This is a genomic window from Streptomyces bugieae (genome assembly GCF_036352915.1).
Taxonomy (GTDB): Bacteria; Actinomycetota; Actinomycetes; order Streptomycetales; family Streptomycetaceae; genus Streptomyces; species Streptomyces endophytica.
On sequence record NZ_JAZBJP010000007.1, the window covers coordinates 121,189 to 147,853 of the forward strand.

At 72.5% G+C, this 26,665-nt stretch carries 25 protein-coding genes; 12 read left to right on the forward strand and 13 right to left on the reverse strand.

The genetic code is table 11. From position 1 onward, the window contains the following. The first annotated feature begins 19 nt into the window (after positions 1-19). Positions 20-1,699: a sensor histidine kinase gene (locus tag V2J85_RS15920; RefSeq protein ID WP_261957526.1), complete on the forward strand. Its 1,680-nt coding sequence runs from the start codon at positions 20-22 to the stop codon at positions 1,697-1,699. A 51-nt stretch (positions 1,700-1,750) separates the two neighbouring features. Here the strand turns inward: V2J85_RS15920 and V2J85_RS15925 are convergent, their stop codons facing one another. Continuing rightward, positions 1,751-2,725, reverse strand: coding sequence for a Cof-type HAD-IIB family hydrolase (locus V2J85_RS15925; protein ID WP_419836789.1), 975 nt, complete (start codon positions 2,723-2,725; stop codon positions 1,751-1,753). A 193-nt stretch (positions 2,726-2,918) separates the two neighbouring features. Between V2J85_RS15925 and V2J85_RS15930 the strand changes: the two genes are divergently transcribed. The 3 genes from V2J85_RS15930 to pspAB all read left to right on the forward strand — a co-directional run bounded on the left by V2J85_RS15930 (position 2,919) and on the right by pspAB (position 5,645). Continuing rightward, positions 2,919-3,818, forward strand: coding sequence for an LLM class flavin-dependent oxidoreductase (locus V2J85_RS15930; protein WP_261956649.1), 900 nt, complete (start codon positions 2,919-2,921; stop codon positions 3,816-3,818). Positions 3,819-4,112: 294 nt separating this feature from the next. Continuing rightward, complete coding sequence (gene htpX, locus V2J85_RS15935; RefSeq protein ID WP_261956648.1) at positions 4,113-5,009, forward strand: zinc metalloprotease HtpX; 897 nt, start codon at positions 4,113-4,115, stop codon at positions 5,007-5,009. A gap of 72 nt (positions 5,010-5,081) precedes the next feature. After that, a complete protein-coding gene (pspAB, locus tag V2J85_RS15940) occupies positions 5,082-5,645 on the forward strand; it encodes a PspA-associated protein PspAB (RefSeq protein ID WP_261956647.1) in 564 nt (187 codons plus the stop codon). A gap of 71 nt (positions 5,646-5,716) precedes the next feature. Here the strand turns inward: pspAB and V2J85_RS15945 are convergent, their stop codons facing one another. Beyond that, on the reverse strand, positions 5,717-6,259 hold the full coding sequence (locus tag V2J85_RS15945) for an RNA 2'-phosphotransferase (RefSeq protein WP_330821942.1): 543 nt from the start codon (positions 6,257-6,259) through the stop codon (positions 5,717-5,719). Positions 6,260-6,301: 42 nt separating this feature from the next. Then, positions 6,302-6,934 carry a PadR family transcriptional regulator gene (locus V2J85_RS15950; protein ID WP_261956645.1) on the reverse strand — a complete coding sequence of 211 codons (633 nt, stop codon included), beginning with the start codon at positions 6,932-6,934 and terminating at the stop codon, positions 6,302-6,304. Between the two features lie 137 nt (positions 6,935-7,071). Between V2J85_RS15950 and V2J85_RS15955 the strand changes: the two genes are divergently transcribed. Beyond that, positions 7,072-7,662: a hypothetical protein gene (locus V2J85_RS15955; RefSeq protein ID WP_261956644.1), complete on the forward strand. Its 591-nt coding sequence runs from the start codon at positions 7,072-7,074 to the stop codon at positions 7,660-7,662. Beyond that, positions 7,659-9,011, forward strand: coding sequence for a carotenoid oxygenase family protein (locus tag V2J85_RS15960; RefSeq protein ID WP_330821943.1), 1,353 nt, complete (start codon positions 7,659-7,661; stop codon positions 9,009-9,011). The genes V2J85_RS15955 and V2J85_RS15960 overlap by 4 nt, the downstream gene beginning before the upstream one ends. Positions 9,012-9,128: 117 nt before the next feature. On the opposite strand, the gene V2J85_RS15965 is transcribed toward V2J85_RS15960, so the two are convergent. The 4 genes from V2J85_RS15965 to V2J85_RS15980 form a co-directional block, all read right to left on the reverse strand. Further along, positions 9,129-10,268 carry a MerR family transcriptional regulator gene (locus tag V2J85_RS15965; protein WP_330821944.1) on the reverse strand — a complete coding sequence of 380 codons (1,140 nt, stop codon included), beginning with the start codon at positions 10,266-10,268 and terminating at the stop codon, positions 9,129-9,131. A gap of 29 nt (positions 10,269-10,297) precedes the next feature. Then, a complete protein-coding gene (locus tag V2J85_RS15970; RefSeq protein WP_330821945.1) occupies positions 10,298-11,215 on the reverse strand; it encodes a metal-dependent hydrolase in 918 nt (305 codons plus the stop codon). Between the two features lie 82 nt (positions 11,216-11,297). Continuing rightward, positions 11,298-13,028 (reverse strand): SDR family oxidoreductase, encoded by a 1,731-nt coding sequence (locus V2J85_RS15975; protein WP_330821998.1) that lies wholly within the window; start codon positions 13,026-13,028, stop codon positions 11,298-11,300. Between the two features lie 122 nt (positions 13,029-13,150). Continuing rightward, positions 13,151-14,017 (reverse strand): M24 family metallopeptidase, encoded by an 867-nt coding sequence (locus tag V2J85_RS15980; RefSeq protein ID WP_261956639.1) that lies wholly within the window; start codon positions 14,015-14,017, stop codon positions 13,151-13,153. 261 nt (positions 14,018-14,278) lie between these two features. On the opposite strand from V2J85_RS15980, the gene V2J85_RS15985 reads away from it, so the two are divergent. From V2J85_RS15985 to V2J85_RS16005, 5 genes are all read left to right on the forward strand, one after another. Further along, positions 14,279-15,367, forward strand: a complete 1,089-nt coding sequence (locus V2J85_RS15985) for an ABC transporter ATP-binding protein (RefSeq protein ID WP_261956638.1) — start codon at positions 14,279-14,281, stop codon at positions 15,365-15,367. Further along, on the forward strand, positions 15,357-16,268 hold the full coding sequence (locus tag V2J85_RS15990; RefSeq protein WP_330821946.1) for an ABC transporter permease: 912 nt from the start codon (positions 15,357-15,359) through the stop codon (positions 16,266-16,268). The genes V2J85_RS15985 and V2J85_RS15990 overlap by 11 nt, the downstream gene beginning before the upstream one ends. Next, positions 16,265-17,176: an ABC transporter ATP-binding protein gene (locus V2J85_RS15995; protein ID WP_261956636.1), complete on the forward strand. Its 912-nt coding sequence runs from the start codon at positions 16,265-16,267 to the stop codon at positions 17,174-17,176. Before V2J85_RS15990 ends, V2J85_RS15995 begins: the two co-directional genes overlap by 4 nt. A gap of 84 nt (positions 17,177-17,260) precedes the next feature. Continuing rightward, positions 17,261-17,980: an ABC transporter permease subunit gene (locus V2J85_RS16000; protein ID WP_261957524.1), complete on the forward strand. Its 720-nt coding sequence runs from the start codon at positions 17,261-17,263 to the stop codon at positions 17,978-17,980. 141 nt (positions 17,981-18,121) lie between these two features. After that, positions 18,122-19,105: an IS481 family transposase gene (locus tag V2J85_RS16005; protein ID WP_330821999.1), complete on the forward strand. Its 984-nt coding sequence runs from the start codon at positions 18,122-18,124 to the stop codon at positions 19,103-19,105. Here V2J85_RS16005 and mltG read toward each other — a convergent pair. The 5 genes from mltG to V2J85_RS16030 all read right to left on the reverse strand — a co-directional run bounded on the left by mltG (position 19,102) and on the right by V2J85_RS16030 (position 24,373). Continuing rightward, positions 19,102-19,908 carry an endolytic transglycosylase MltG gene (gene mltG, locus V2J85_RS16010; protein WP_261956635.1) on the reverse strand — a complete coding sequence of 269 codons (807 nt, stop codon included), beginning with the start codon at positions 19,906-19,908 and terminating at the stop codon, positions 19,102-19,104. The genes V2J85_RS16005 and mltG overlap by 4 nt on opposite strands. 191 nt (positions 19,909-20,099) lie before the next feature. Beyond that, positions 20,100-21,413, reverse strand: a complete 1,314-nt coding sequence (locus tag V2J85_RS16015; RefSeq protein WP_330821947.1) for a CynX/NimT family MFS transporter — start codon at positions 21,411-21,413, stop codon at positions 20,100-20,102. Positions 21,414-21,510: 97 nt separating this feature from the next. Next, complete coding sequence (locus tag V2J85_RS16020) at positions 21,511-22,242, reverse strand: FadR/GntR family transcriptional regulator (protein ID WP_261956633.1); 732 nt, start codon at positions 22,240-22,242, stop codon at positions 21,511-21,513. Between the two features lie 260 nt (positions 22,243-22,502). After that, entirely contained in the window at positions 22,503-23,963 is a 1,461-nt protein-coding gene (gene lysA, locus V2J85_RS16025; protein ID WP_330821948.1) for a diaminopimelate decarboxylase, read from the reverse strand. Positions 23,964-23,977: 14 nt separating this feature from the next. Next, positions 23,978-24,373: an SAV_915 family protein gene (locus V2J85_RS16030; RefSeq protein WP_261956631.1), complete on the reverse strand. Its 396-nt coding sequence runs from the start codon at positions 24,371-24,373 to the stop codon at positions 23,978-23,980. A 339-nt stretch (positions 24,374-24,712) separates the two neighbouring features. Between V2J85_RS16030 and V2J85_RS16035 the strand changes: the two genes are divergently transcribed. After that, the gene (locus V2J85_RS16035; RefSeq protein ID WP_330821949.1) at positions 24,713-25,633 is read left to right on the forward strand and encodes a MerR family transcriptional regulator; all 921 of its coding nucleotides are present in this window, start codon (positions 24,713-24,715) and stop codon (positions 25,631-25,633) included. Here V2J85_RS16035 and V2J85_RS16040 read toward each other — a convergent pair. Beyond that, complete coding sequence (locus tag V2J85_RS16040; RefSeq protein WP_330821950.1) at positions 25,584-26,549, reverse strand: LysR family transcriptional regulator; 966 nt, start codon at positions 26,547-26,549, stop codon at positions 25,584-25,586. The genes V2J85_RS16035 and V2J85_RS16040 overlap by 50 nt on opposite strands. Positions 26,550-26,665 lie beyond the last annotated feature (116 nt).

Consider the following 26,665-nt stretch of genomic DNA (forward strand, 5'->3'; position numbering starts at 1 on the left):
CCCGCCCGCCCCCGACCCCATGCACGAGGCAACCGAGGCCACCCGCAGCCTGCAGGGCCTGTCCGCCGAGCTGACCGCCCGGGTACCGCAGCTCCTGGAGGCGATGCGCACGGTCGGCGCGGGGCTCGATCTGCACATCACCCTCGACCGCATCGTGCAGACCGCGGCCGAACTCGCCGACGCGCGCTACGCCGCCATCGGGATCATCGACGACGCCCGCGAGGGGCTGTCGGACTTCGTGACGTACGGCGTCGGCGCGCGGGAGCACCAGCGGATCGGTGCGCTGCCGGACGGCCACAAGGGGCTGCTCGGCGCGCTCATCCACGACCCCAAACCGCTGCGCCTCGCCGACCTCACCCAGGACCCGCGCTCGGCCGGCTTCCCCCCGGAGCACCCGCCGATGCGCACCTTCCTGGGGGTGCCGATCCGCGTCCAGGGCGAGATCTTCGGCAACCTCTACCTGACCGAGAAGCGCGGCGGCGGGGAGTTCAGCGAGGAGGACCTGCACATGGTCCGGGTGCTCGCCACGGAGGCGGGCATCGCGATCGGCAACGCCCGGATGTACGCGGCGACCCGCCAGCGGGAACGGTGGATCGACGGTTCGGTGGCGGTCACGACCGAACTCCTCGCGGGCAGCGACGTCGACGACGCGCTCGCCGTGGTTGCCGAGCAGGCCAGGAAGCTGGCGGATTCGGCGGCGGGCATCGTGCTGCTGCCCGACGACGAGGGCGGGCTGGAGATCGTCGCCGTATCGGCCGACGACCCCACCGGCATCCTGGGGACCCACATCCCGCCGGACAGCCCGGTGGCCCGTCAACTCCTGGACGGTGAGCCGGTGTTCGTCGACGACTCGGCCAGCGACCCCCGGATGGTCACCGACATCGCGGCCCGTTTCGGCCCCAGCATGCTGCTGCCGCTCAAGAGTGGCGGCCGGGTCCTGGGCACCCTCGCCACCCCGCGGACCCGGGGCGCCCGGCCGTTCTCCGCCGCCGAGCGGACGCTGGCCACCCAGTTCGCCGCGCAGGCCGCGCTGGCGCTGGTGCTGGCCGACGCCCAGCGCGACCGGGAGCGGCTGGCGGTCTACGAGGACCGCGACCGGATCGCCCGTGACCTGCACGACCTCGTCATCCAGCGGCTCTTCGCGACCGGCATGATGCTGGAGGGCGCGCAGCGCAGGTCCGTCGTTCCGGAGGTGGCGGCGGGCATCGGCAAGGCCGTCGACGAACTGGACGTCACCATCCAGGAGATCCGGACCGCGATCTTCGCCCTCCAGCAGAGCCCGGTGGAGGCGCCGTCGGGCCTGCGGACCCGGGTGCTGCGCGAGATCGGCACCGCCGCCGTACCGCTCGGCTTCCAGCCGTCGGCCCACTTCGTCGGCCCGGTCGACTCCCGGGTCGGCGAGCTGACCGGCAAGAACCTGATCGCCGCGCTGCGCGAGGCGCTGTCCAACGCCTTCCGGCACGCCCACGCCTCCCGGATCGAGGTCGTCGTGGACGCGACGATCCGGCTGCCGGACGGCACCGACGGGGTCCGGTTGACCGTCGCCGACGACGGCATCGGCATACCGTCCGGCGGCCGCCGCAGCGGTCTGCAGAACCTCGCCAAGCGCGCGGAATCGCTGGGCGGCGCCAGCACGTACGGGCCCGGGGTGGGCGAGGACGGCGCGGGCACGACGGTGACCTGGGAGGCGCCGCTGTGAGCCGCGACCTGGGAGGTGCCGCTGTGTGCCGTCGCGCCGGCCCGGTGCCGCTCAGGGGCGCGCGGCACCCCGCTCGGCGCACCGCTGCAGAATCCGCTCGATGACCAGGGCGACGCCGTCCTCGTTGTTGGACGCGGTACGGCCCGTAGTGGCGGCCAGCACCTCCGGATGGGCGTTGGCCATGGCGTACGAGGTGCCGGCCCAGCTCAGCATCTCTAGGTCGTTCGGCATGTCCCCGAAGGCGACGACCTCCTCCCGGGAGATGCCGCGTTCGGCACAGCAGTGGGCCAGGGTGCCGGCCTTGCTGACGCCCGGGCCGCTGATCTCCAGGAGGGCGGTGGGGCTGGAGCGGGTGAACGATGCGAGATCGCCCGCGGCCGACCGGGCCAGCGTGAGGAACGCGTCCGGTTCGAGGTCCGGGTGGTGCGCGAGCAGCTTGATCACCGGCTGGTCGGGGAAGGCGGGCGGCTCCGCATCGGCTGCGGAGCCCGCCCCGTCGGGCCCCAGCGGCGCCACGAAGTCGTCGGCCAGCAGCTTCTCGACCGGTGCCACGACCGCGGCCGGGTCGAGCAGGAGCGGCGGGTACTGCGGTTCGTAATGGATGCCGCTGGTGCGCTCGACGGCGAACGAGGTACCGGGCGCGGCGCTGCGCAGCGCGTCCACGACCTCCCGCGCGAGCGCCTGGTCCAGCGGGCTGACCTCGACGATCCGGCCGCCGCGGTGCAGATCGACGACGGCCGCGCCGTTCGCGCAGATCGCCAGGCCGTGGCCGTGCACATGGTCGCTGACCACGTCCATCCAGCGGGCCGGGCGTCCGGTGACGAAGAACACCTCGATGCCGGCCCGCTCGGCGGCGGCGAGCGCAGCGATGGTCCGCTCGGACACCGTCTTGTCGTCGTGCAGCAGGGTGCCGTCGAGGTCGGTGGCGATCAGCCGGGGCACGACGGCCGGTTCGGGCGGAACGGCCGGTCCGGGGGCAACGGCCGGTTCGGCCGCCCGGGGTGGCGTGGCGGAGGCATCAGTCACGGGCCCATCTTCCCGCACCGGTGCGCACAGGCGTGCGGTGGGTCGCGCGGATGAGCCGGAGCGGGAGCCGGACGGAGGACGGGGTGGGCGGCCGCTCGCGGGCCAGGGCGGTGTGCCGGTTCAGGGTGGCGGGAGGCGTGCGGTGGCCGGCGGCGATCGTGGGGAACACCCGGACGGCCGTACGCTCGAGGGCATGCGACTGAGCACCGTGATACTTCCCGTCCGCCGCTGGTCCGAAGGTGGACGGGAGGTGTGGCAGCGCGCCGAGGAGCTGGGCTTCCACGCCGCCTACACCTACGACCACCTGTCCTGGCGGAGCTTCCGTGACCAGACCTGGTTCGGCGCCCTGCCCACCCTGACCGCCGCCGCGGCCGCGACCTCCCGGCTGCGCCTGGGCACCCTCGTCACCTCACCGAACTTCCGGCATCCGGTCACCCTCGCCAAGGAACTGATCTCCCTCGACGACATCAGCGGCGGCCGGATCACCCTGGGCATCGGCGCCGGCGGCAACGGCTTCGACGCCACCGCGCTCGGCCAGGAGGCCTGGTCACCGCGGGAGCGGGCGGACCGCTTCGGCGAGTTCGTGCCGCTGCTCGACCGGCTGCTGACCGAGGACGTGGTCTCGTACGAGGGCGAGCACTACTCCGCGGACGAGGTCCGCAACATCCCCGGCTGTGTGCAGCGGCCGCGGCTGCCGTTCGCAGTGGCCGCCACCGGGCCGCGCGGCCTGAAGCTCGCGGCCAAGTACGGCCAGGCGTGGGTGACGACCGGTGACCCCAAGGTCTCCAACGGCGGCGGCAGCTCGGCCGACTCCCTGGAGGCGGTCCGCGGGCAGTGCGAACGGCTCGGCAAGGCCTGTGCCGAAATCGGCCGCGACGCCGGCGATCTGGAGAAGATCATGCTCTCCGGCTTCACCCCGGACCGGCCGCTGGACTCCGTCGACGCGTTCGTGGACTTCGCCGGGAACCACGCCGCGCTGGGCTTCGACGAGCTGGTCCTCCACTGGCCGATCGCCGATTCGCTCTTCGCGGCGGACCTCGACGTCTTCGAGCGGATCGCCACGGAGGGGCTGGCGCAGCTCGGCGACGCGTAGCAGCTCGGCACCGGGGAGGGGTGGGGCCGAGGAGGGCGGGGCGGGCTGCGGCTGGTTTCACGTGAAACACGCCGCCTGGCTGTCACGTGAAGCACGCTGCCCGGCTCTCACGTGCAACCCGCCGCTCGGCCCGACCGACGCGCCCGGTCATTCGCACACCTCCGCTTTACCTCGTATATAGCCCGGAAGAGGGAGAATCGGGACAGCGGCGCAGTGTGGCGGACGCGGCGCGCCGGAGACCGGTGCGCGAGCGGGTCGGCGCACTGCGCGAAGTGCGGTGTTCGTGGAGGAGCCATGGCACAGACCCGATTCGCCCCGGACCGCGGGTTGACCTCGCGGATGATCACGACGATGTTCTTCATCGGGCTGCTGTACGTCGTGGTCGTCGGCGTGCTGGTGGTCCTGCTCAAGGGCGCCTGGGTGGTGGTGCTGCTGATCGCAGGAGCCCTGTTCGTCGCGCAGTTCTGGTTCAGCGACCGGATCGCGGCCTTCAGCATGGGGGCACACGAGGTCACGCCCGAGCAGGCGCCCGTACTGCACGGCGCGGTGGACCGGCTGTGCGCCCTGGCCGACATGCCCAAGCCGCGGGTCGCGATCGCGGAGTCGGACGTGCCGAACGCCTTCGCCACCGGCCGCAACCGGAAGAACTCGATGGTGTGCGCCACCACGGGCCTGCTCCGGCGGTTGGAGCCGGAGGAGCTGGAGGGCGTGCTGGCCCACGAGCTCTCGCACGTCGCGCACCGCGATGTCGCGGTGATGACCATCGCGTCGTTCCTCGGCGTACTGGCGGGGATCATCACCCGCGCCGCCCTGTGGAGCGGCGTCGGGCGCAACAACCGGGACCAGAACGCGGCCATCGCCGTGCTGATCGTCACCGCCGTCAGCGCGGTCGTCTACGCGATCAGCTTCCTGCTGACCCGGCTGCTGTCCCGTTACCGCGAACTGGCCGCCGACCGCGCGGCCGCGCTGCTGACCGGCCGCCCCTCGGCGCTGGCCGCCGCGCTGACCAAGGTCACCGGGCAGATCGCCCGGATCCCGACCGAAGACCTGCGCAAGGCCCAGCCGTACAACGCCTTCTTCTTCGCCCCGGCGTTCAACAAGGAGAGCTTCCACCGGCTGCTGTCCTCGCACCCGACGCTGGAACAGCGCCTGGACCAGCTGGGCCGGATCGCGGCGCAGCTCGGGACGTGAGGCGTCCGTGACGATCGCCGGCCCGCCTGACGGTGCGGGCCGGCCCCTCCAGGAGCAAGGAGTACCCCGCGCATGGGATTTCTGGACGCCCTCCTCGGCCGCAGCAAGCCGGTACGCCCCGATCTGGACCAGCTCTTCGCGCTGCCGTCCGCCGCGATCACCCTGCAGGCCGCGGCCGGATTCACGCCCACCGGCCTCGGCTCGGTGTGCTTCGCCAGTGTGGAGGGCGGCGCGTTCGCCCGCATCCAGGAGGAGGCCCGGTCCCTGCTGGACGGGCCGGTGGAGTTCACCCAGGACGCGTACGGCTACACCTGGCTGCTCGTACGGCATCCGCCGGAGGACGTGGCGGGCCTGGTCAACGACCTGCACGCGGTCAACACGTCCCTGGAGGAGGCGGGTTTCGGCCCGCAACTACTGTGCTCTCTGGTCGGCTTCCGTGACGACCGGCAGCGGTCGCTGGCGCTGGTCTACCTCTACAAGAGGGGCACGTTCTATCCCTTCGCACCGAAGCCGGGCGGTGGGGAGAAGCGCGAGAATCCGCTCGAACTCCAGGTCAGGGCGATGCTCGGGGACGATCTGACGATCGAGAAGGACCTGGCGCGGTGGTTCCCCGTATGGGGCGCACCGGGGTTGTGATCCCTCGGGCGGGGTGGTGATCCCTCGGGCGGGGTGGTGAACCCGTGGGACGGGTCGGTGGACGGATCGGCTCACCCGGGGAAGCGGAGGAAGCGGGCGGGCACCCGGTCGGTGAGCCAGACGCCGTTCGCGCTGACGTGGAAGACATGTCCGGCCCGGTGCATCGCCGCCGCGTCCACGGCCAGGACCACCGGTTTGCCGCGCCGGGCGCCCACCCGGGTCGCGGTGTCCCGGTCCGGTGAGAGGTGGACCGCGTGCCGGCCCATCGGCAGGAGTCCCTCTTCCTGGATGGCGGCCACATTGCGCGCCACCGTGCCGTGGAAGAGGTACGCGGGAGGTTCGGCCGGCGGCAGTCCGAGGTCCACCCGTACGGAGTGGCCCTGGTTGGCGCGTATCCGGCCGTCCTCGATGGTGAAGCGCTGTTTGTCGTTGCTGGCCACCACGGCCGCCAACTCGTCCCGCGAGAACGGGAATCCATGGGTCTCGGCCGCCGCCATCAGGGCGTCGACGGGCACCCAGCCCTGGGCGTCGAGAGTGAGGCCGATCCGCTCCGGTTTATGGCGCAAATGCTTCGACAGGTACTTCGAGAGGCGCACGGAGCGCTGGGTGTTCATGCCTCCAGGGTGCAGCGCCGAGCGCCCCGGAGGCATCCGAATTCACGTCCCGCCGGTCTCGTCCCCCTGCGGGCCCTCGGCGTCCTTTCCCTGCGTTTCGTGGCCTTGTCCGGGTCCTTCGTGCTGGGCGTGCGCGAGCTCGCTGGCCCGTCGCGCCTTGGCGGTGGTCACCTGCTCGGCCGCCCAGCGGGCCCACTCCTCCTGGGCCGCCGACATCCGCAGGCCGTACTCCAGGGCGATCCGTCCGTAGACCGAAATCATCTCGTCGTCCCACTGGGCGTTCTCGTCGACCTGCTCGCACATGGCGCGGGTGCGCGCGGCGAGCTCGGCCTGATGGAGGAGGAAGGTCTGGGCTTCGAGCGGCGTGACGATGCCGAGGAAGAAGACGCGCAGCAGGCCGTCATCGCGCTGCGGGCCGCTCGGCTCGACCTTGGTGAGCCAGTGGCGCAGCTCCGTCAGGCCCTCGTCGGTGATCGCGTATTCCTTGCGGCCGCGGGGGCCGTGGGCGGTCACCTCGACCATGCCGGCGGTGGTGAGCTTGCCGAGCTCGCCGTACACCTGGCTCTGCGTGGCGGGCCAGACCATCGAGAGCGTGGCGTTGAACAGCTTCATCAGGTCGTAGCCGCTCGCGGGGGCTTCGGACAGCAGACCCAGCACGGCATGTCTCAGGCTCATGACCGGCACATTACCTTCCACTGTTGACATGTCAAAGGAGGACCTTCTAGATTCGACATGTCGAAGTTGGAAGGTGCGGCGGAGACGCGGACGGCGAAGAGCGCCGGTCGTGCGGCCGCGGACGAAGAGGGGGAGTCATGAACTATCTGCGGGGCTTCGTGCCGTGGCTGGTCTTCGCGGGGGTTTCCACGATCGGCTGGCAGTGGGGCGCTCTCGCCGGTGTGCTGACGGCTGTCGCGCTGCTCATCGCCGACCGGGCGGCGGGCCTTTCGCTCGACTACCGCGTGCTGGAATACGGCACGATCGTCTTCTTCGCGGCCCTGTCCGCGCTGGCCTTCGCCCGCCCCGACAGCGGCCTGCGGCTGTACGGCAGCGCGCTCTCGATGGGCTGGCTGGCGCTCATCGCCTGGGTGTCCATAGCGGTCCGGCGGCCCTTCACGCTGGGCATCGCGCGCCGGATGGCGCCGCCCGAGGTCTGGCACACCCCGCTGTTCCGCCGCATCAACGTCGTGCTCACCGCCGCGTGGGCGCTCTCCTTCACCCTCACCGCGACCGCCCAGGCCCTCGTCTCCGCCTACGAGCTGGACACGGTCTACTCGGTCCTCATCCAGGTCGCCGGCTTCGTCCTCCCCGTCCGCTTCACCTCCAGCTACCCCGACCGGGCCCGGGCCCGCTTCGAGCAGCAGGCCGCCGCGCAGGGCGGCGTCCAGGAAGGCCTGGCGTCATGACCACCACCTCCCCGACCACCCCGTCCGCCTCCGATGCCCCCGCTCCGCACCTGGCCGGCAACTTCGCCCCGGTCGCCGAGGAGCTGACCGCCTACGACCTCCCGGTCACCGGCACCGTGCCGCCCGAGCTCAGCGGCTGGTTCCTGCGCAACGGCCCCAACCCGCGGGACGCCGTCACACCGCACTGGTTCTTCGGTGACGGCATGGTCCACGGGCTCCGCCTCGAGGGCGGCCGGGCGGTCTCCTACCGCAACCGCTGGGTCCGCACCTCGACCTTCACCGACGGAGTGCCGCCCCGCGATGCACAGGGCCGCCGCAATCTGTCGGCCGGCGTGGCCAACACCCACGTCGTCCGGCACGCCGGCCGCACCCTCGCGCTCGTCGAGTCGTCGTTCCCGTACGAAATCGACTGCCGCCCCGGCCATGAGCTGGAGACCCTGGGCGTCCACGACTTCGGCGGACGGCTCACCACCGCCATGACCGCGCACCCCAAGACCTGCCCGACCACCGGCGAGCTGCACTTCTTCGGATACGGCGGGTCCAAGCCGCCCTATCTGACCTACCACCGGGCCGATGCGGACGGGGAGTTGGTGATCAGCCGCCCCATCGACGTCACGGCGCACACGATGATGCACGACTTCCATCTCACCGAGCGCCATGTCATCTTCATGGACCTCCCGATGGTCTTCGACGCCCACCGCCGCCCCGGAATGCCCTACCGCTGGGACCCGGAGTACGGCGCCCGGCTGGGCGTGCTGCGCCGGGACGACCCGCACGGCGAGGTCCGCTGGCTGCCCATCGACCCCTGCTACGTCTTCCACGCGCTGAACGCCCATGACGACGGCGACCAGCGGATCGTCCTCCATGTCTCCCGCTATCCCGACTTCACCGGCAGGCAGCCGTCCTGCCTGTGGCGCTGGACGATCGACCTGGCTTCCGGAACGGTCGCCGAGGAGCAGCTGGACGACCAGTACTGCGAGTTCCCGAGGGTGGACGACCGCCTCGTGGGGCAGCGGGCCCGCTTCGGCCACGCCACCGTCGCCGAGGCCCCGGGGACGGGCCACATACCCGGTGCCCTGCTCCGCTACGACCTGGAGACCGGCGCGGTCGTCCGCCATGACTTCGGTCCGGGCCGTACCCCGGGCGAGGCGGCCTTCGCCCCGGCGGACGACCGTCCGGGCGGACCGGGCTGGCTGCTGACCTACGTCTACGACGCGACCACCGACACCAGCGACCTGGTCGTCCTCGACGCCGAGGACATATCCGCCGACCCGGTGGCCACGGTCCATCTGCCGCAGCGGGTGCCGTACGGCTTCCACGGCAACTGGCTGCCGGACCCGGCACGTTGAGCCGGCGAGTCGTTGCGATGTCCCGACAGGTTTGTCCCTCCGGGGCGGAATAACCGCGACCGCATGCTTCTTGAGACCTGAAAAGCGCGAAGTGGCACGCCCGTTGGGGGTGCCGGCTCAGGTGCCGGGCGGGGGCCCGGCGTCCGGGGCGGTGTCCGTGGGGCCCTCGGACGGGGCATGGGGGCCGCCCGGGACCAAGGCGTCCATGGTGCGGGCCTGCACCTCGCGCCGGGCGGCGGCCGCGATGAACGCCGCGGTGTGTGCGGGGCCCACCAGGTCCCGTACGGCCGCCACGGCGTCGGCGGGCAGCGCCACCGCCTCGGCGTCGGCACCGGCGCCAGCCGCCGCGGCGGGCTTTCGCGCGGGGCCCGGCGCCGCCTCGGGGGCGGGGCCGGGAGCAGGGTGCGGGCCGGTCGCGGTACGGGGGTCCGGGACCGGCCCGGAGCCTGCCGGTGCCGAGGGGGCGCTGCCCCTCGGCCCGTGGCTCTCCGCGGGAAGCGCCTCGCTGAGGTGCCGGCGGAGGTAGCGGGTGGCCAGGGTCCGCATGGCGCGGGCGAGTTCGGCGTCGACGGTCTGCTGGGCCAGCGGCCGCAGCCGGCGGACGAGGGCGGCGGCCTCGGCCGCCTCGGCTTCGGTGGGCGGATGGTCCAGGAACTGCTGGAAGACGTGCTCGGTGGTGAAGTCCAGGAAGCGCGAGGCGATGTGTTCCACCTGGCCGCGCAGCTCCCGGAGATGGGCGGAGATCGCCAGCAGCGGGACGCCCGCGGAGTGCAGCTCGGCGGCGACGGCGAGCTCCTGCGGGCTGGGCACGAGGAACTCGTCGTCCTGGCCGGGGAGCCGTTCCAGGACGCCCAGTTCGACAGCCTCGGCGACCGCCGCCTCGTCGGAGGCGCCCCCGAAGGCCGCGTCCAGGTCGGCGCGGCTGATCCGGGACGCCTCCTCGTCGGTCCACGGTCCGTCGATCTCGGCGACCAGGCCCAGCACCCCGCCGAGGTCGAGGCCGGCGTCCCAGGCCTGGAGGAGCTCCTTGATGCTGGCGAGGGTGTAGCCGCGGTCCAGCAGGTCGGCGATCTGGCGCAGCCGGGCCAGATGGGCAGCGCCGTAGACGTTGGCCCGGCCGCGGCGTTCCGGGCGGGGGAGCAGCCCGCGGTCCTGGTAGGCGCGGATCGTCCGGACCGTGGCACCGCTGAGGTGCGCCAGGTCGTCGATGCGGTACTCGGCCGGGCGGGGTGCGGCCGCCGGCTGCTGCTGGGTCACTGCGGTGCTCCTCCTCCGTCGGCCGCGCGTTACGAGACGGCCGCGCGGCCCACCGCGCCCGCCGCGGCCCGGGCGGCCGGCGAGGACGCCAGGTAGGCGACGGCCGTGCGCAGCGACCCTTCCTGCGAGGGATGGTACGACCGCCGCAGATAGCGCGGTATCGCCGCTCCCAGCTCACGCCAGGTGGGGAGCAGTCCCTTGCGGACGGCCCGGTTGTGCTCCCGCAGCGCGTAGCGGGAGCGGGCGGCGAGCTGCGGGTCGTGCCGGAGGAGATAGGCCGCGCCCCAGGCCCAGAGATGGAGCAGCACGGGGGCGGTGACGGCCATGCCCAGCACCCGGCGGGCGTACCGGCCCGGGTCCTCGCCGCCGGTGTGCTGGTACATGTCGAAGGCGACCGCCCGGTGCTCGACCTCCTCCGCACCGTGCCAGCGCAGCAGGTCGAGCATGACCGGGTCGGGCCCGGCCCGGTCGAGGCCGTCGGCGGCCAGCACCCAGTCCCCGAGCACCGCGGTGAACTGCTCGATGGCGGCGATCAGGGAGAGCCGGAAGCGCAGCCACTCCCGTTCCGGGACGGGGACGCCGAACGGCGGCCGGTCGCCGAGCAGACGCTCGAAGAGGAAGTCGATGTGCCGGGTGTAGGGGCCGGTGTCCAGGCCCTGGTGGGCCAGATGGTCGAGGACGTAGGAGTGCTGGACGCTGTGGGTGGCCTCCTGGCCCATGAAGCCCTTGACGTCCCTGAGGAGCTGCTCGTCCCGGACCAGCGGCAGGGCCTCCTTGAAGACCTTGACGAACCACCGCTCCCCGGCCGGCAGCAGCAGGTGCAGCACGTTGATGACGTGGGTGGCGGTGGGCTCGTCGGGGATCCACAGCAGCGGTGTCGCACGCCAGTCGAACGAGACCCGGCGCGGGGTGATCGGGTGGTGCTCCTGGAGGGGGGAGGTACTCATGCGCGGCTCCTGACATGCGCGGTGGTCCGGCTCTCGGGAATCTCCGGTCGCTGGGGCTCCTCCTGGCGGGCCGGGGGCTTGCCTACAGCCGCGGCTCGATGCGGGCGAGGGCGCGCAGGGCCCGCGGGGCGAAGCGCGACAGGAGGTGGGCGCCGCGGGCCTCGGGGGTGACGGGCACCACCGCCTGGTTGCGGACCACCGCCCGCAGGATGGCGTCGGCGACCTTCTCCGGCGGGTAGTTGCGCAGCCCGTACATCCGCGCGGCCTTGGCCTGGCGGCGTTTCTCCTCCTCGGCCGAGACCCCGGCGAAGCGGGCGGTGCCGGTGATGGCGGTGTTGACCAGCCCGGGGCAGATGGCCGAGACGCCGATGCCCTGCCCGGCCAGTTCGGCGCGCAGGCACTCGCTGAGCATCAGGACCGCGGCCTTGGAGGTGCTGTAGGCGGGCAGCATCTTCGACGGCTGGAAGGCGGCCGCCGAAGCGGTGTTGACGATGTGGCCGCCCTGACCGCGGTCGGCCATCCGCCTGCCGAAGATCCGGCAGCCGTGGATGACGCCCCACAGGTTGACGTCCAGCACCTTCTTCCAGTCGTCGGTGGTGGTCTGGAGGAAGGAGCCGGACAGGCCGATCCCGGCGTTGTTCACCAGCACGTCCACGGGGCCGTACTCGGCGTCGACCTTGTCGGCGAGCTTCTCCATGGCCGCCTCGTCCGCGACGTCGACGACCTCGGGCCAGGCCTGCGGGGCGCCGACCAGACGGGCCAGCTCGGCGGTCCGCGCCGCGCCGTCCGCGTCCCGGTCGACGGCGATGACCCGGGCGCCGGCCTCCGCGAAGGCGAACGCGGTGGCCCGGCCGATGCCGCTGGCCGCGCCGGTCACCAGCACCAGTTGCCCGCCGAACCGGTCGGCGTACGGGCCGCGCGCCGCGATCTGCTTCGCCGGGTCACCCTCCTCCTTGGCGGTGACGAACTCGGTGATCCAGGAGACCAGTTGGTCCGGGCGGGTGCGGGGGACCCAGTGCTTGGCCGGGAGGGTGCGGCGGACGAGCTGCGGTGCCCACTGCTCCAGGTCGTCGTAGAGCCGCTGGGAGAGGAAGGCGTCGCCGGTGGGGGTGATCAGCTGGACCGGGCAGTGCGCGTAGGCGTCGGCGCGCGGGCGGCGGAGCCGGGCGAGGACGTTGTCGCGGTAGAGCCAGGCGCCGTGGGCCGCGTCGGTGGGGAGCGAGGCGGTCGGGTAGTCCCCGGCCGGCACCTTCTCCACCCGCTGGAGGATGCCCGGCCAGCGCTTGCCGAGCGGGCCCTTCCAGGCCAGTTCGGGCAGCACGGGCGTGTGCAGCATGTAGACGTACCAGGACTTGGCGCCCTGGTTGAGGAGCTGGGCGGCGCGGCGCGGGGTGGGCCGCACCATCCGCTTCTTGATCCAGTGGCCGAAGTGGTCCAGTGACGGGCCCGACATGGACGTGAAGGAGGCGATCCGGCCCTCCGTGCGGCGCACGGTGGCGAACTCCCAGGCCTGTACCGAGCCCCAGTCGTGGCCCACGACGTGCACCGGGCGGTCGGGGCTGACGGCGTCGGCGACGGCCAGGAAGTCGTCGGTCAGCTTCTCCAGGGTGAAGCCGCCGCGCAGCGGCCGCGGGGCGGTGGACCGGCCGCAGCCCCGGACGTCGTAGAGCACCACATGGAAGCGGTCGGCCAGCCCGCGGGCCACCTCGGACCACACCTCCTTGCTGTCCGGATAGCCGTGCACCAGCACCACCGTGGGGTGTGCCGGGTCACCCAGCTCGGCGACGCACAGCTCCACGCCGCCGGTGTGCACCCAGCGCTCCGTCGCCCCCTCGAGCCCCGGGCCGCGGCCCGATCCGCGGCCCTGCGCCCCGCCCTGCGTGCGGCCCGGCTCCTTGCCGCGGCCCGCGGCCGCGTCCCGTCCACGTCCCGTCTTCACGCGGCCTTCTCCTCCTGCCAGCGCCGCACGTGCGGCAGATCGTCGTCCAGCCAAAAGGCGCTTTCCTGGGGGTCCTTGGAGTCCGTCACGACCAGGATCTCCTCGAACTTCGCGCCGGTGCCCCGGAATCCGAGGTGGGGTTCGACCGCCCACAGCCCGGGCTGCGGCGGATGGTCGGAGAAGGTGTACGGGCTCCACAGCGGGGACCAGCCGTCCCGGTGGCCGTGCAGCGCGTCGGAGGCGAGGCCCTTGAGGGACTGGGCGCCGAAGCCGAAGAGGGTGGGCGACCAGCGGCGCTGCTTCACCCGGTCGATCTTGTGCGCGATGACGCCGAAGGGATAGGCGCGGTGGCGGTTGGCGTAGCCCTGCCGCACCATGAGCCGGTCGACGTCCTGGTAGATCTCCCGCAGCGGGCGGCGTTCGCGGACCTCGCGCAGGATGAGCGCGCGGTGCGCCTCCAGGTCGGCGAGCAGCTTGTCGTGCACGGGGTTGAGGCCGAGGCAGCCGGAGTAGCCGATGTCGGCGGTGTAGCCCTGGTGGACGGGGGCCATGTCGAGGATGAAGGGCATCCCCGGTTCCAGCTCGCGGTTGGTGGGGAAGAACTGCAGCGGTATCCGGAAGTTGACGAACGCGGTGCGGTCGCCGAACCAGGCGAACGGCAGGTGGAACCAGTCCCGCACCCCGCGCTCGCGCAGCCACTCGCGCTGCATCCGCGCCGCCGCGCGCTCGGTGATCCCGGGCTTGAGCTGGGCGGCCACGGCCTCCGCGCAGGCGTAGGCGAGCCGCTGGACCTCTCTGAACCCCCTTAGTTCTGCGGTGAGTTCTCCGGCTGCTGCTGAGGTCGCTGTGGTGACTGGGGCCATCGCCAACCGTCCGTCCGTGAGCCGTGCATCGCGGTACGCGCCCGTAACTTGACACTGATGAATGTGACAATGACCGGCGGCGACGTCAAGGGGTCCGACGCACCCGGCGGCCGGAAGCCGGGCGGCCCGCCCCTACGGGCCCGCCCCTACGGGCCCGCCCCTACGGGCCCGCCCCTACGGGCCCGCCCCTACGGGCCCGACCCTGAGACGAGGGCCCCTCAAAGCAGGAGAACCCCTACGGGCACGTAATACCGCAGGGGGATGCCGATACCGACTTGTGGGTTGACGACCGGTGTGGCGGACGCCACTACCGTCGAAGACGTGACTGTGATCGTGACCGAAAGCCTGAGCAAGCGGTTCCCGCGGGTGACCGCTTTGGACCGGCTCTCCGTTGACATCGCCCCCGGCGTGACGGGCCTGGTGGGTGCCAACGGCGCCGGAAAGTCCACCCTGATCAAGATCCTGCTGGGACTGGCCCCGGCCAGCGAGGGATCGGCGCGCGTCCTCGGCCTGGACGTGGCCAAGGACGGCAACGCCATCCGCGAGCGGGTCGGCTACATGCCCGAGCACGACTGCCTGCCGCCGGACGTCTCGGCCACCGAGTTCGTCGTGCACATGGCCCGGATGTCGGGGCTGCCGCCGACCGCCGCCCGCGAGCGCACCGCCGACACCCTGCGCCACGTCGGTCTCTACGAGGAGCGCTACCGCCCCATCGGCGGCTATTCGACGGGCATGAAGCAGCGGGTGAAGCTGGCCCAGGCGCTGGTCCACGACCCGCAGCTGGTGTTCCTCGACGAGCCCACCAACGGCCTCGACCCGGCAGGCCGGGACGAGATGCTCGGCCTGATCCGGCGGGTCCACACCGACTTCGGCATCTCCGTCCTCGTGACCTCGCACCTCCTCGGCGAACTGGAGCGCACCTGCGACCACGTCGTCGTCATCGACGGCGGCAAGCTGCTGCGGTCCTCCGCCACCGATGAGTTCACGCAGGTCACGGCCTCCCTCGCGGTGGAGGTCACGGACACCGAGGCCCACCCGGACGGCACCGAGGCGCTGCGCGCGGCCCTGGCCGCCGCCGGCGTCGCGGTGACGACCGGCGCTCCGGGCGTCGCCGGCCTCCCCTCGTCCGGCCACCTCCTGTTCGTCGAGGCGGCCGGTGAGCAGACCTACGACCTGGTGCGGGACACCGTCGCCGGACTCGGGCTCGGCCTGATCCGGATGGAACAGCGCCGCCACCAGATCGCCGAGGTCTTCCGCGACGCGGACCGGGCCCAGGCCACCCCCGCCCCCGCGGGCGCCCCCGGCGCCCCGTACGCCACCCAGGAAGGAGGCGCCCACGATGTCGCCTGAGCCCATGACCCCGGCAGCCACCGCCCCACCCGGCGCCTCCATCCACAACATCGGCTACCGCCACTACGACGGCCCGCGGCTGGGCCGCGCCTATGCCCGCCGGTCGCTCTTCTCGCAGAGTCTGCGGGGCGCCTACGGCCTCGGCCGCTCGGCCAAGAGCAAGGTGCTGCCGATGCTGCTCTTCGCGGTGATGTGCCTGCCCGCCGCGATCATGGTCGCGGTCGCGGTGTTCACCAAGGCCGGCAGCCTCCCGGTCGGCTACACCCGCTACGCCATCTACCTCCAGGCCGTCATCGGCCTCTATCTGGCCGCCCAGGCCCCGCAGTCGGTCTCCCGGGACCTGCGCTTCAAGACCGTGCCGCTGTATTTCTCCCGCCCCATCGAGCGCGGCGACTACGTGGCCTCGAAGTTCGCGGCGATGGCGAGCGCCCTGTTCGTCCTCACCGCCGCCCCGCTGCTGGTCCTCTACATCGGCGCGCTGCTGGCGAAGATGGACTTCCTCGACCAGACCAAGGGCTTCGCCCAAGGACTCGTCTCCGTGGTGCTGCTGTCGCTGCTGTTCGCCGGGATCGGGCTGGTCGTCTCCGCGCTCACCCCGCGCCGCGGCTTCGGCGTCGCCGGCGTGATCGCCGTCCTCACCATCCCGTACGGCGCGGTGAGCGCGGTCCAGGGCATCGCCTTCGTCCAGGGCAGCGAGTCCGCCGTCGGCTGGCTCGGACTGTTCTCGCCCATCACGCTCATCGACGGGGTGCAGTCCACGTTCCTCGGCGGGAGCAGCTCCTTCCCCAACGGGCTCGCGCCGTCGACCGGCGCCGGGTTCGTCTACCTCCTCGTCACCCTGATCGCCATCGCCGGCTGCTATGCCCTGCTGATGCGCCGCTACCGGAAGGCCGGTCTATGAGCACCCTCCACATCGACCACGCCTCGCGCTGGTTCGGCAACGTCGTGGCCGTCAACGACATCACGATGACCATTGGCCCCGGGGTGACCGGTCTGCTCGGCCCCAACGGCGCCGGCAAGTCCACACTGATCAACATGATGGGCGGCTTCCTCGCCCCCTCCAACGGCTCGGTCACCCTCGACGGGGCGACGATCTGGCGCAACGCCGGCATCTACCGCCACATCGGCCTCGTCCCGGAGCGCGAGGCGATGTACGACTTCCTCACCGGGCGCGAATTCGTCGTGGCCAATGCCGAGTTGCACGGCCTCGGCCGGCGGGAGGCGGCCCGGGCGCTGGCCACCGTGGAGATGGAGTACGCCCAGGACCGCAAGATCGCCACGTACAGCAAGGGCATGCGGCAGCGCGTGAAGATGGCCTCCGCGCTGGTCCACGACCCGTCCGTGCTGCTGCTCGACGAGCCCTTCAACGGCATGGACCCGCGCCAGCGGATGCAGCTGATGGAGCTGCTGCGCCGGATGGGCGACGAGGGGCGCACGGTCCTGTTCTCCTCGCACATCCTGGAGGAGGTCGAGCAACTCGCCTCGCACATCGAGGTGGTGGTCGCCGGCCGGCACGCCGCGTCCGGCGACTTCCGCAAGATCCGCCGGCTGATGACCGACCGCCCGCACCGCTATCTCGTCCGGTCCGACGACGACCGGGCGCTGGCGGGCGCGCTGATCGCCGATCCCTCGACGTCCGGGATCGAGGTCGATCTCGTCGACGGCGGACTGCGCGTCCAGGCCGTCGACTTCGGCCGCTTCACCACACTCCTGCCGCGCGTCGCCCGCGACCACGGCATCCGCCTGCTGACGGTCTCGCCCTCCGACGAATCGCTGGAATCCGTCTTCTCCTACCTCGTAGCGGCCTGAGGCTGAAAGGAGCCCTGACGCATGTCCACGAGCACGACCACCCCGCCCGCCCCGCCGGCGCCGGCCGCCGCGCCCCGGGCCTCGCTGTTCCACCCGACCGTCGCCCGGCTCACCTACCGTGCCCTGCTCGGCCGGCGGCGGGCCCTGATCCTCTTCGTGCTGCCCGCCCTGCTCATCGTCATCGCGGTGGCCGTCCGGGCCCTGACCGGCGCCGATGACAGCACCGCCGGCGGGATCCTGGGCGGTTTCGCCCTGGGCACGATGGTCCCGTTGATCGGCGTCATCGCCGGCACGGGCGCGATCGGGCCGGAGATCGACGACGGATCGGTGGTCTATCTCCTGTCCAAGCCGGTCTCCCGGTCGACGATCATCTTCACCAAACTCCTGGTCGCGATCGGCGTCACGGTTGCCTTCTCCGCCCTCCCCGTGCTGCTCGCCGGCTTCCTCCTGAACGGCAACAGTCAGCAGATAGCGGTCGGGTACGCGGTGTCCGCGGCCGTCGCCGCGGTCGCCTACAGCGCGCTCTTCCTCCTCTTCGGCACGATCACCCGGCACGCCGTGGTCTTCGGACTGGTCTACGCCCTGGTCTGGGAGGCGCTGGTCGGCACCCTCGTGCCCGGTGCGCGGACCCTCAGCGTCCAGCAGTGGGCCCTCGCCATCGGTCAGAAGGTCGCCGCCGAGGGAGCGATCACCTCGGACGTGCAACTCCCCGTGGCGATAGGCCTGTTGACGGCTCTCACGGTCGCCGCGACCTGGTACGCCGGCCGCCGGCTGAAGGCCCTCACTCTGGCGGGCGAGGAGTAGGACGCCGCGCCGCGCCGGCTGCCCCAGGGCGTCTTCCTAGGTGTATTGATCACGAGCGTTGTTAACAGCCGCTCGGCTTGATCAATGGCGAAGACCTCCGGTGTGGTGGAGGTGTCGAATCTGCACCGCACGGAGGTCTTCATGTCCCACCGTAATGCCCGGCTGACCGTCTTTGGCCGGCGGCTGCTGGTCGAACGCATCCGCTCCGGACGTCCCGTCGCTCATGTGGCTGCTGAGATGGGGGTGTCACGGCCCACGGCCCACAAGTGGATGCGCCGGTGGCGGGCAGAAGGCGAAATGGGCCTTGAGGACCGCTCCAGCCGACCACACACGACTCCGCACCGCACCAGGCCCGACATCGAAGACCGTGTCTGCACACTGCGGCAAACCCGCAAGCTGGGACCGGCCAGGATCGGACCGATCCTGGCCCTGCCGGCCTCCACCGTGCACCGCATCCTGACCCGCCACGGCCTGCACCGCCTGGCCTGGCTCGACCGGCCCACCGCCCAGCCCATCCGCCGCTACGAACGGTCCCGGCCCGGCGAGATGGTGCACGTCGACATCAAGAAGCTGGGCAACATACCTGACGGTGGCGGGCACAAGGTCCTCGACCGTCGGCAAGCCACGGACAACAAGCAGGCCACCACCAGCGCCCGCAAGAGCGGCAAACCGCCGATCGGCTACAGCTACATCCACTCCGCCGTCGATGACCACTCCCGCCTGGCCTACAGCGAGATCCTCACCGACGAACGTCAGCACACCGCGATCAGCTTCTGGCGACGAGCCCAAGCCTTCTTCGCCTCGCACGGCATCACCGTCGAGCGCGTCCTGACCGACAACGGCTCCTGCTACAAGTCCAAGCTCTTCACCCAGGCCCTGACCGCGGCCGGCATCGCCCACAAACGCATTCGGCCCTACCGGCCACAAACCAACGGCAAAGTCGAACGCTTCAACCGCACCCTGCTCGACGAATGGGCCTACCTCCGGCCCTACGCCAGCAACGACGAGCGCACCGCCGCACTGGACACCTTCCTGCACAACTACAACCACCACCGCAGCCACACCGCACTCGGCGGCAAGCCACCCATCAGTCGTGTGAACAACGCTCCAGGTCAATACACCTAGGCGCCGCCGTTCTTCTGCCGGTCGTTGAACTCCTGCACGTTCTTCAGGTGCTCCTGATAGTCGGCGGTGAAGCGGGTGTCGCCCGGTTTGACGGTGACGAAGTACAGCCAGTCGCCCGCGGGCGGCGCGCCGGCCGCCTTGAGCGCGTCCGCCCCGGGGTTGTCGATCGGGGTGGGCGGCAGACCCTCGTAGCGGTAGGTGTTGTACGGGCTCTTGGTGCGGGTGTCGGCGTGGCTGGTGTGGAGCGTGCTGCGGCCCAGCGCGTAATTGATCGTCGAGTCCATCTGCAGCGGCATGTGCCGGGCCAGCCGGTTGTCGATCACGCGGGCGACCTTGCCCATGTCGGCGGGCCGGTCGGCCTCCGCCTGCACGATGCTGGCGATCACCACCGTCCGGTAGGAGGTGATGCGGTCCTCGGCGAGCCGCTGGTTTCCGGTCTTGACCATGTACGAGAGCAGCGACGCCGGGGTGGTGTCCGAGCGGATCGGATACGTCGCCGGGAAGAGGTAGCCCTCGGGGTTGCCCTTCGCCTCGGCCGGCAGCGGGAGGTGCGCGTTCTTGGCGGCCTTCGCGGTCGAGCCGCTGGGCAGATGGAGGGCCTTGTCGGCGGTGGCGTAGATCTGGGCGGCCCGCTGTCCCTCGGGGACGGTCAAGGTCTCCTCGTTCGCCCGCTCGCGCAGCAGCCGGGTCACCAGGACCACGGCGACGACGACCAGGACGGCCAGCACGGCCACCACGATGAGCCGGCCGGTGCGGGAGAACCGCGGGCCCGGCCGGCGAACGGTGTGCTGAACATCGCTCATGGGGGCACGGTAAGCCACACCCCCCGAGCCCCCGGGCGGCCACCCCCGGATCGTTGCCAACGAGGGAGATCGTTCACCGTCCCGCCATCGCCCGCCCACACGACGGGCCTCGCCACCGGCCCGTTCCGCCGTCGCACCCCGGGGCCCCGGCCAGGCACGCGGCCCCCGCCGGTCCTGCGCGGCGCCCGCCCTCAGGCCGTGTGCGTCGCCGCGTCCCCGATCCGGCGGTCCCGGCCGGCGCCCAGGGCGAGGAGCGCCAGGGCTGCGCAGACGGTGAGCAGCAGGAGGAGGGGGACGGTCCAGCCGTTGGTCGTCTGGTGGACGGCGCCGAGGGCGAGCGGACCGGCGGCGGCGAGGAGGTAGCCGCCGGTCTGCGCCATGCCGGAGAGGCGGGCGGCCGTATGGGCGTCGCCGGAGCGCAGCACCATCATCGTCAGGGCCAGCCCCAGCGCGCCGCCCTGCCCCACGCCGAGCAGCGCCGCCCACAGCCAGGCGCCCGCCACCGGAGCCGTGAGCAGTCCGGCGACGCCGCAGGCCATCAGTGCGGACACCGCCACTCCCAGCAGCCGCTGCCGCCGCATCCGCCCCGCCAGCATCGGCACCACGAACGAACCGGCCATCTGCAGCAGCGTGCTGAACGCGAAGACCAGCCCCGCCTCGCCCTTGCCCATCCCGTGGTCGGTGAAGATCGTCGGCATCCAGGCGATGACCACGTACGCGATCAGCGACTGCGAGCCCATGAACAGCGTGACCTGCCAGGCGAGCGGCGAGCGGGCGAGCCTCGGGCCGCGCTCGACCGGGTGCGCGGGCGTGGCCGCGGCGGTGCCGTGCCGGGTGCCGCGCCGCGCCAGCACCGCCTGGGGAACCCAGACCACCGCGGCGACGGCGGCCAGCAGCGCCCAGGAGACCAGCGACCCCTGCCAGCCGCCGAGCGCGCTCTCCAGCGGTACGGCCGTGGCGGCGGAGACGGTCGCGCCGAGGATCATCGCGGTCGAGTACAGCGCCGTCATCCCGGCGGCGCGGTCCGGGAAGTCCCGCTTGATCAGGCCGGGCATCAGCACGTTCAGCAGGGCGATGGCCGCGCCGACCACCGCGCAGCCGGCGAACAGCGCGACCACCGGCGGCGCGATCCGCAGCACGATGCCGCCGCACAGCGTCACCAGCGCCCCGCAGAGCACGGTCTCGGTGCCCCAGCGCCGGGCCAGTACGGGGGCGACGACCGAGCCCAGCCCCATGAAGATCAGCGGGATGGTGGTGACCAGGCTGCTGACCGTGGCGGGCAGATGGAAGTGCCTGCCGATCTCCCCGAGCAGCGGTGACACCCCGGCGAGCGCCGCCCGCATGTTGAGCGCGGCGAGCACGATCCCGGCCAGCACGAGCGCCGGGTGAACGGTTCGCAGCCGGCGCCGCGCCGCGACGACCGCCGGTGCCGCGACGAGATCCTCCTCGGCGTCGATCAGCCGGGCGTCCGGGCTCAACGGAGCAGCGGGTCGGGGTCCTGACATGCGTACGTACCTCGCCAAGCGTTACGGAAGACGGAGAGAAGAGAGAGCAGGGACGGAAGGGAGAGAAGGGAGAAGGGGAGGGAGCCCGGAGCCGGGGTCAGTGGGGCGGGGTGGCTGTGGGGGGCTCGCCGAGCAGGGCTTCCACGGCCCGTTTCGGTTTCTCCAGCAGGTCGCGGGTGGCCCGCTCCGCGGCGTCCGGGTCGCCCGCGGCGATCGCGTCCAGGACGGCGCGGTGGTCGCCGTGCACGATCTTCGGCATCGCCTGGTCGTCCAGCGCGCTGACCAGCGCCTCCCGTACGGAGCTGCTGAACCAGCCGTAGGTCGCGGTCAGCGCGGTGTTGTGGGCGGCGTCGACGACGGCCTGGTGGAAGGCGATGTCGTGATCGGCGTAGAGCTCCAGGCTGCCGGAGCCGGGCTGCCCGGACGGGTCCGTCAGCTCGGCCTGGGCGTCCAGGGCCGCGCGCATCCGCTCCAGGTCGTCCGGTCGATGGCGGAGCGCGGCCAGCCGGGCGGCCTCCGCCTCCAGGGCGATCCGTAGTTCCAGGACGTCGCGGATCCCGGCCCGCCGGACCCCGCGCAGGATGTCGCCCGGGTCCGCGGTGGAGACGACGAAGGTGCCCTCGCCCTGCCGCGAGCGCAGCATGCCGGCGTGCGCGAGCACCCGGACGGCCTCGCGCACGGTGTTGCGGCCCACCTGCAACTGCTCGGCGAGCGCGTGCTCGGTGGGGATCCGCGAGCCGACCGGCCACTCCCCGGCCGTCAGCTGGGCCCGCAGCGCGTCGACCACGGTGTCCACGAGGGATCGCCGTCCCGCCGCCTGCAGTGCCATGCCGTGCCCGTGCCTTCCCGTTGCCCGGCCGGGCCGCGACCGCCCGCTCAGTGGCGTGCTCGGTTGTCCGGTCGGCCCGGTTGCCCAGTCATCCTACAAATATGGGTTCATAGTACATGCAAGTGGGAGTGGCAGTGGGCGGTCCGTGGGCCCGGGGAGATCCCGGAGCCCACGGACCCGGTTGCGTGCGGAGAGCGAGCGGCAGTCGGCCAGACCTCACGGCCTCACAGACCTGTCAGACCTGTCTGACCTGACAGACCTCACAGACCGATGTCGCGCTCCTGGATGTCCGCCAGGGATTCGCGGCGGACGAGGAGGCGGGCGGTGCCCGAGGTGACCGCGACGACCGGGGGACGGCCGACGAGGTTGTAGCCGGAGGCCATGGAGAGGTGGTACGCGCCGGCCACGGGCACGGCGAGCAGATCGCCGGGGCGGAGATCGCCGGGCAGCCGGGCGTCGGCGGCCAGTATGTCGCCGGCCTCGCAGTGCCGGCCCACGACACTGACCCGTTCCGGGGCGGCCGACGAGGCCCGGCCGACCAGCCGGGGCGCGTAGCGCACCCCGTACAGCGCGGGCCGCGGGTTGTCGCTCATCCCGCCGTCCACCGCCACGAAGGTGTGCGTCCCGGTGCGCTTGACGGACAGCACCCGGTAGAGGACGACACCGGACGGGCCGATGATCGCGCGGCCCGGTTCGACGGCGAGCCGGGGCACCGGCAGGCCGGCCGCCGCACAGCCGCGCACCAGCTCGGCGCGGATCCGGGCGCCGAGCGCGGCGATGTCGAGGGCGGGCTCGCCGGGCCGGTAGGCCACGCCGTGTCCGCCGCCGAGGTCCAGCTCGGGCAGGGTGATGCCGTGCTGTTCGCGGATCCGCGCCAGCAGGCCGACCAGCCGTCGTACGGCCGACAGATACGGCTTGGCGGCGGTGATCTGGGAGCCCAAGTGGCAGTGCAGACCGGTGAGTTCGAGGCGCGGCTGGCCGAGGACCCGGGTGACGGCGTGCTGCGCGGAGCCGTCCGCGATCGACAGTCCGAACTTCTGGTCGTCGGTCCCGGTGCGGACCTTGGCGTGACCGCCCGCGGCGATTCCCGGGACGACCCGGATCAGCACCTTCTGGCGGGTGCCGGCCGGGACCGCGGCGGCCAGCCGGGCGATCTCGGAGGTGGAGTCGATGACGATCCGCCCGACGCCGAGCCGGAGCGCGGCCCGGAGGTCCGCCGGGCTCTTGGCGTTGCCGTGCAGCACCATCCGCCCGGGCGGAAAGCCGGTGGTGACGGCGAGTTCCAGTTCGCCCGCGGAGCAGACGTCCAGGCCGAGGCCCTCTTCGTGCACCCAGTGGATCATGGCGCGGCACAGGAATGCCTTGGCCGCGTAGTAGACGTCGGCGTCGGGGAAGGCCCGGAGGTAGGCGCGGCAGCGCCGGCGCACCTCGTCCTCGTCCAATACGTAGGCGGGGGTGCCGAAGCGGTCGGCCAGTTCGGTCAGCGGGACGCCGCCGAGGGTGAGGTCACCGGGGCCGTGCGGCAACGTGGAGGCGGGCCAGACGGAGAGCGGGTCGGGCGGCGCGGCGGGGAGCGGATCCGGCAGCGGGGCCCCCAGGTGGGCGGCGGGGGTCGGTGCGGGAGACGGCGTCGGGGCCGGTGCGGTGAGGGGATCGGCGGCCGCGGACGGCGCCGGTCCACCGGGCTCCTGGGCGGTGCGGGGCAGGGTGCTGTGGCTCATGGTGTTCGCCCCTCTCAGACGGCCCGAAGGTGCGGCGTACGGGACGCCCGGGCCAGGTGCGAGGCGCCCGCCGCCCGGGCCGCCTGGGGCACGCGTGGTGCGCCCGGGGCCAGGGTGGCGCGGGGGGCCTCCGGGGTGAGGCGGGGATCGACGGTCAGGGCCGTCGCCCCGACGGGCTCGGCCAGCGCCCGCAGGGCCGGCTCGGAGAGCCTGACCCACGGCTGGCCGCCGCCGAGCGCCGCGGCGAGGCGTTGGGCCGAGGTGAAGCCGACGGCGGTACGCCCGCCGAGCGGGGTGCGGAACAGGCGGGCCGTACAGCCCGCGGGGCCCGACCGGACGGGGACGAACAGAGGCCCGGCCGGGACGCGATCGGAGGGCTCGGGATCTTCCGCGTAGAGATGGTGGGACACGGCGTTGCTCCTCGAACAGGACATCGGCGGCCCCGGACCGGTGGATGACGATGCGTGTGCCGGGGCTCGGCTCTGCCGACGCTATGCCCGGGGAACGGGCCCCTCCGCCGGACGCTGACGCGTCATTGACGAGTTGTGGACCCTACTTGACGCGATGCTGCCGCCCGGTGGCCGATTGTGGGGCGGGAGTGACGCGGTGGATCCGGGCGAACCGCCGCTCGTCCGGGCCGCCGCCGGCCCGTTCCGCGCACCCGGCAGGGTGGAACACCACCGTCCCCCATCGTGTGGACCACGGCTCTTGACCTTGACACTGTGGAAAGCACTCCACTGGAAGGCGTCATGTTCAGCATCGGAGATTTCGCCCAGTACGGCCGCGTGTCGGCGCGCATGCTGCGCCACTACGACGCGATCGGGCTGCTGTGCCCGGCGCGTACCGACCCCGTCACCGGCTACCGCTTCTACGAAGCCGCCCAGCTCGCCCGGCTCAACCGGATCATCGCGCTCAAGGACCTCGGATTCAGCCTCCAGCAGGTGGGCGCGATCCTGGCCGAGGAGGTCAGCGTGCCGGAACTGCGCGGCATGCTGCGGCTGCGCCGGGCGGAGCTGGCGGCGACGCTGGCGGCGGCCGGCGAACGGCTGGCGCAGGTCGAGGCGAGGCTCCGGTCCATCGAGAGTGAGGGACACATGTCTGCCGACGATGTGGTGGTCAAACCGACCGGAACGGTACTGCTCGCGGAACTGAGCGGGATCGCCGCCGGCTACGGGCCCGAGGACATCGGCCCGGTGATCCAGCCGCTCTACGCCGAGCTGTGCGCGCACCTGGAGGCGGCCGGCGTCACCCCGGCCGGCCCGGGCCTGGCGTACTACGAGGACGTGCGGGGGAGCGCGGCGGGGGACGAGCCGGGGCCCGGCGCCGTCCTCGTGCACGCCGGGCTGACGGTCACCGCCGAGGCGCTGACCAGGGCCGGGGCCTGGTGCGGCGGGACGGGTGCCCCGGCCACCGGCACCCCCACCGCGACCGGCCTCGGCTTCGACGTGGTCGCGCTGCCCGGGCTGGAGTGCGCCGCCACGGTGGTGCACCGCGGGCCGATGAGCCGCATCCTGCCCACCGCGCAGAACCTGGCGCACTGGATCGACGCGAACGGCTACCGCTCCGCCGGGTACGCCCGCGAGCTCTATCTGGAGTGCCCGCCGGACCAGGAGAAGTGGGTCACGGAGATCCAGGAACCGGTGGTGCGGGCCGCCCCAGACACGCCGTGACGGTCTCCGCGAACGCCACCGTCGCCGGGCTCAGGGCGTCCCACTGACGCACCGCCCACCCGGTGGCGAGCGGCGGCAGCGCGGGGATCGGGACCAGCCGCAGGGACGGGTGGGCGGTGGCCCCGAGGCCCGGGGGCCGGGGGACGACCGCGGGGCCGACGCCGAGTTCGGCCAGCAGCAGGGCGGTGTCCCAGTCGGCGACGCTGGTGGTGCTCGGCGGCGGCACGGCGCCGGGGCCTTCCCCGTGCGGCGGCTCCCGATGGCCGAGGTCCCCGTCGAGTCGATGGCTGAGGTGCCCGTCGAGCCGCATCCGGGAGGTGGAGTTCTCCGGCAGCCGTATGTGCCGGATGCCGGCCAGTTCCTCCGGCTCGATCCGCTCCCGCGCGGCCAGCGGATCATCGCTGCGTACGGCGAGCACCCACGGCAGCCCGATCACCGGATGCTGCTCGATGCCGCGCACCGGTGGACCGAGCGTGATCCAGGCCAGTTCGGAGTCGCCGTCCACCACCGCCTCGAAGCAGCGGCGGCTCGAACTCTCCGTCCGGAACTCCAGGTTGACGTGCGGATGGCGGCCGCGGAAGGCGACCACGGCCTCGGACATGAAGTGCCGTACGGTCGTCGCGCCGGTGGTGACCCGTACGGTGCCGCCGTCGCCCGCCCGCAGATCGCGGAGTTGCCGTAGCGCCAGGTCGAGCCCGCTCAGGCCGTCCGCCGCGGCGCGCTGGAGGATCCGGCCGGCCTGGGTGGGGGCGACCCCGCGCGGCCGGCGTTCCAGGAGCCTGATGCCCGTCTCGCGTTCCAGGCGCTTGATGCGCTGGCTGACGGCCGACTGGGTGCAGCCCAGATCACGGGCGACGGCGCTGAGATTGCCCGCCTCGCAGACCGCCACGAAGGCGCGCAGATCATCGAGAGTCACCCGGGTACGGTACGCCGCGCCAGATGCTCAACCCCAGCCAGGGCTAAGGAATGTGGGGGGAGGTCAGAGAGTCGTCTTGGAGGCGCGGCAACGCCTCATCCCGCGGCGCACGACGA

Coding starts and splice junctions, on each gene's coding strand:
- V2J85_RS16015 (WP_330821947.1), bottom strand. CDS start 21,413: ATGTCAGGACCCCGACCCGCTGCTCCGTTGAGCCCGGACGCCCGGCTG.
- V2J85_RS16020 (WP_261956633.1), bottom strand. CDS start 22,242: ATGGCACTGCAGGCGGCGGGACGGCGATCCCTCGTGGACACCGTGGTC.
- V2J85_RS16035 (WP_330821949.1), top strand. CDS start 24,713: ATGTTCAGCATCGGAGATTTCGCCCAGTACGGCCGCGTGTCGGCGCGC.
- V2J85_RS15955 (WP_261956644.1), top strand. CDS start 7,072: ATGAACTATCTGCGGGGCTTCGTGCCGTGGCTGGTCTTCGCGGGGGTT.
- V2J85_RS15970 (WP_330821945.1), bottom strand. CDS start 11,215: ATGAGTACCTCCCCCCTCCAGGAGCACCACCCGATCACCCCGCGCCGG.
- mltG (WP_261956635.1), bottom strand. CDS start 19,908: ATGAGCGATGTTCAGCACACCGTTCGCCGGCCGGGCCCGCGGTTCTCC.
- V2J85_RS15950 (WP_261956645.1), bottom strand. CDS start 6,934: ATGAGCCTGAGACATGCCGTGCTGGGTCTGCTGTCCGAAGCCCCCGCG.
- lysA (WP_330821948.1), bottom strand. CDS start 23,963: ATGAGCCACAGCACCCTGCCCCGCACCGCCCAGGAGCCCGGTGGACCG.
- V2J85_RS15990 (WP_330821946.1), top strand. CDS start 15,357: ATGTCGCCTGAGCCCATGACCCCGGCAGCCACCGCCCCACCCGGCGCC.
- V2J85_RS16005 (WP_330821999.1), top strand. CDS start 18,122: ATGTCCCACCGTAATGCCCGGCTGACCGTCTTTGGCCGGCGGCTGCTG.
- V2J85_RS15930 (WP_261956649.1), top strand. CDS start 2,919: ATGCGACTGAGCACCGTGATACTTCCCGTCCGCCGCTGGTCCGAAGGT.
- V2J85_RS15985 (WP_261956638.1), top strand. CDS start 14,279: ATGCCGATACCGACTTGTGGGTTGACGACCGGTGTGGCGGACGCCACT.
- V2J85_RS15980 (WP_261956639.1), bottom strand. CDS start 14,017: ATGGCCCCAGTCACCACAGCGACCTCAGCAGCAGCCGGAGAACTCACC.
- V2J85_RS15960 (WP_330821943.1), top strand. CDS start 7,659: ATGACCACCACCTCCCCGACCACCCCGTCCGCCTCCGATGCCCCCGCT.
- V2J85_RS15945 (WP_330821942.1), bottom strand. CDS start 6,259: ATGAACACCCAGCGCTCCGTGCGCCTCTCGAAGTACCTGTCGAAGCAT.
- V2J85_RS15995 (WP_261956636.1), top strand. CDS start 16,265: ATGAGCACCCTCCACATCGACCACGCCTCGCGCTGGTTCGGCAACGTC.
- pspAB (WP_261956647.1), top strand. CDS start 5,082: ATGGGATTTCTGGACGCCCTCCTCGGCCGCAGCAAGCCGGTACGCCCC.
- htpX (WP_261956648.1), top strand. CDS start 4,113: ATGGCACAGACCCGATTCGCCCCGGACCGCGGGTTGACCTCGCGGATG.
- V2J85_RS15920 (WP_261957526.1), top strand. CDS start 20: ATGCACGAGGCAACCGAGGCCACCCGCAGCCTGCAGGGCCTGTCCGCC.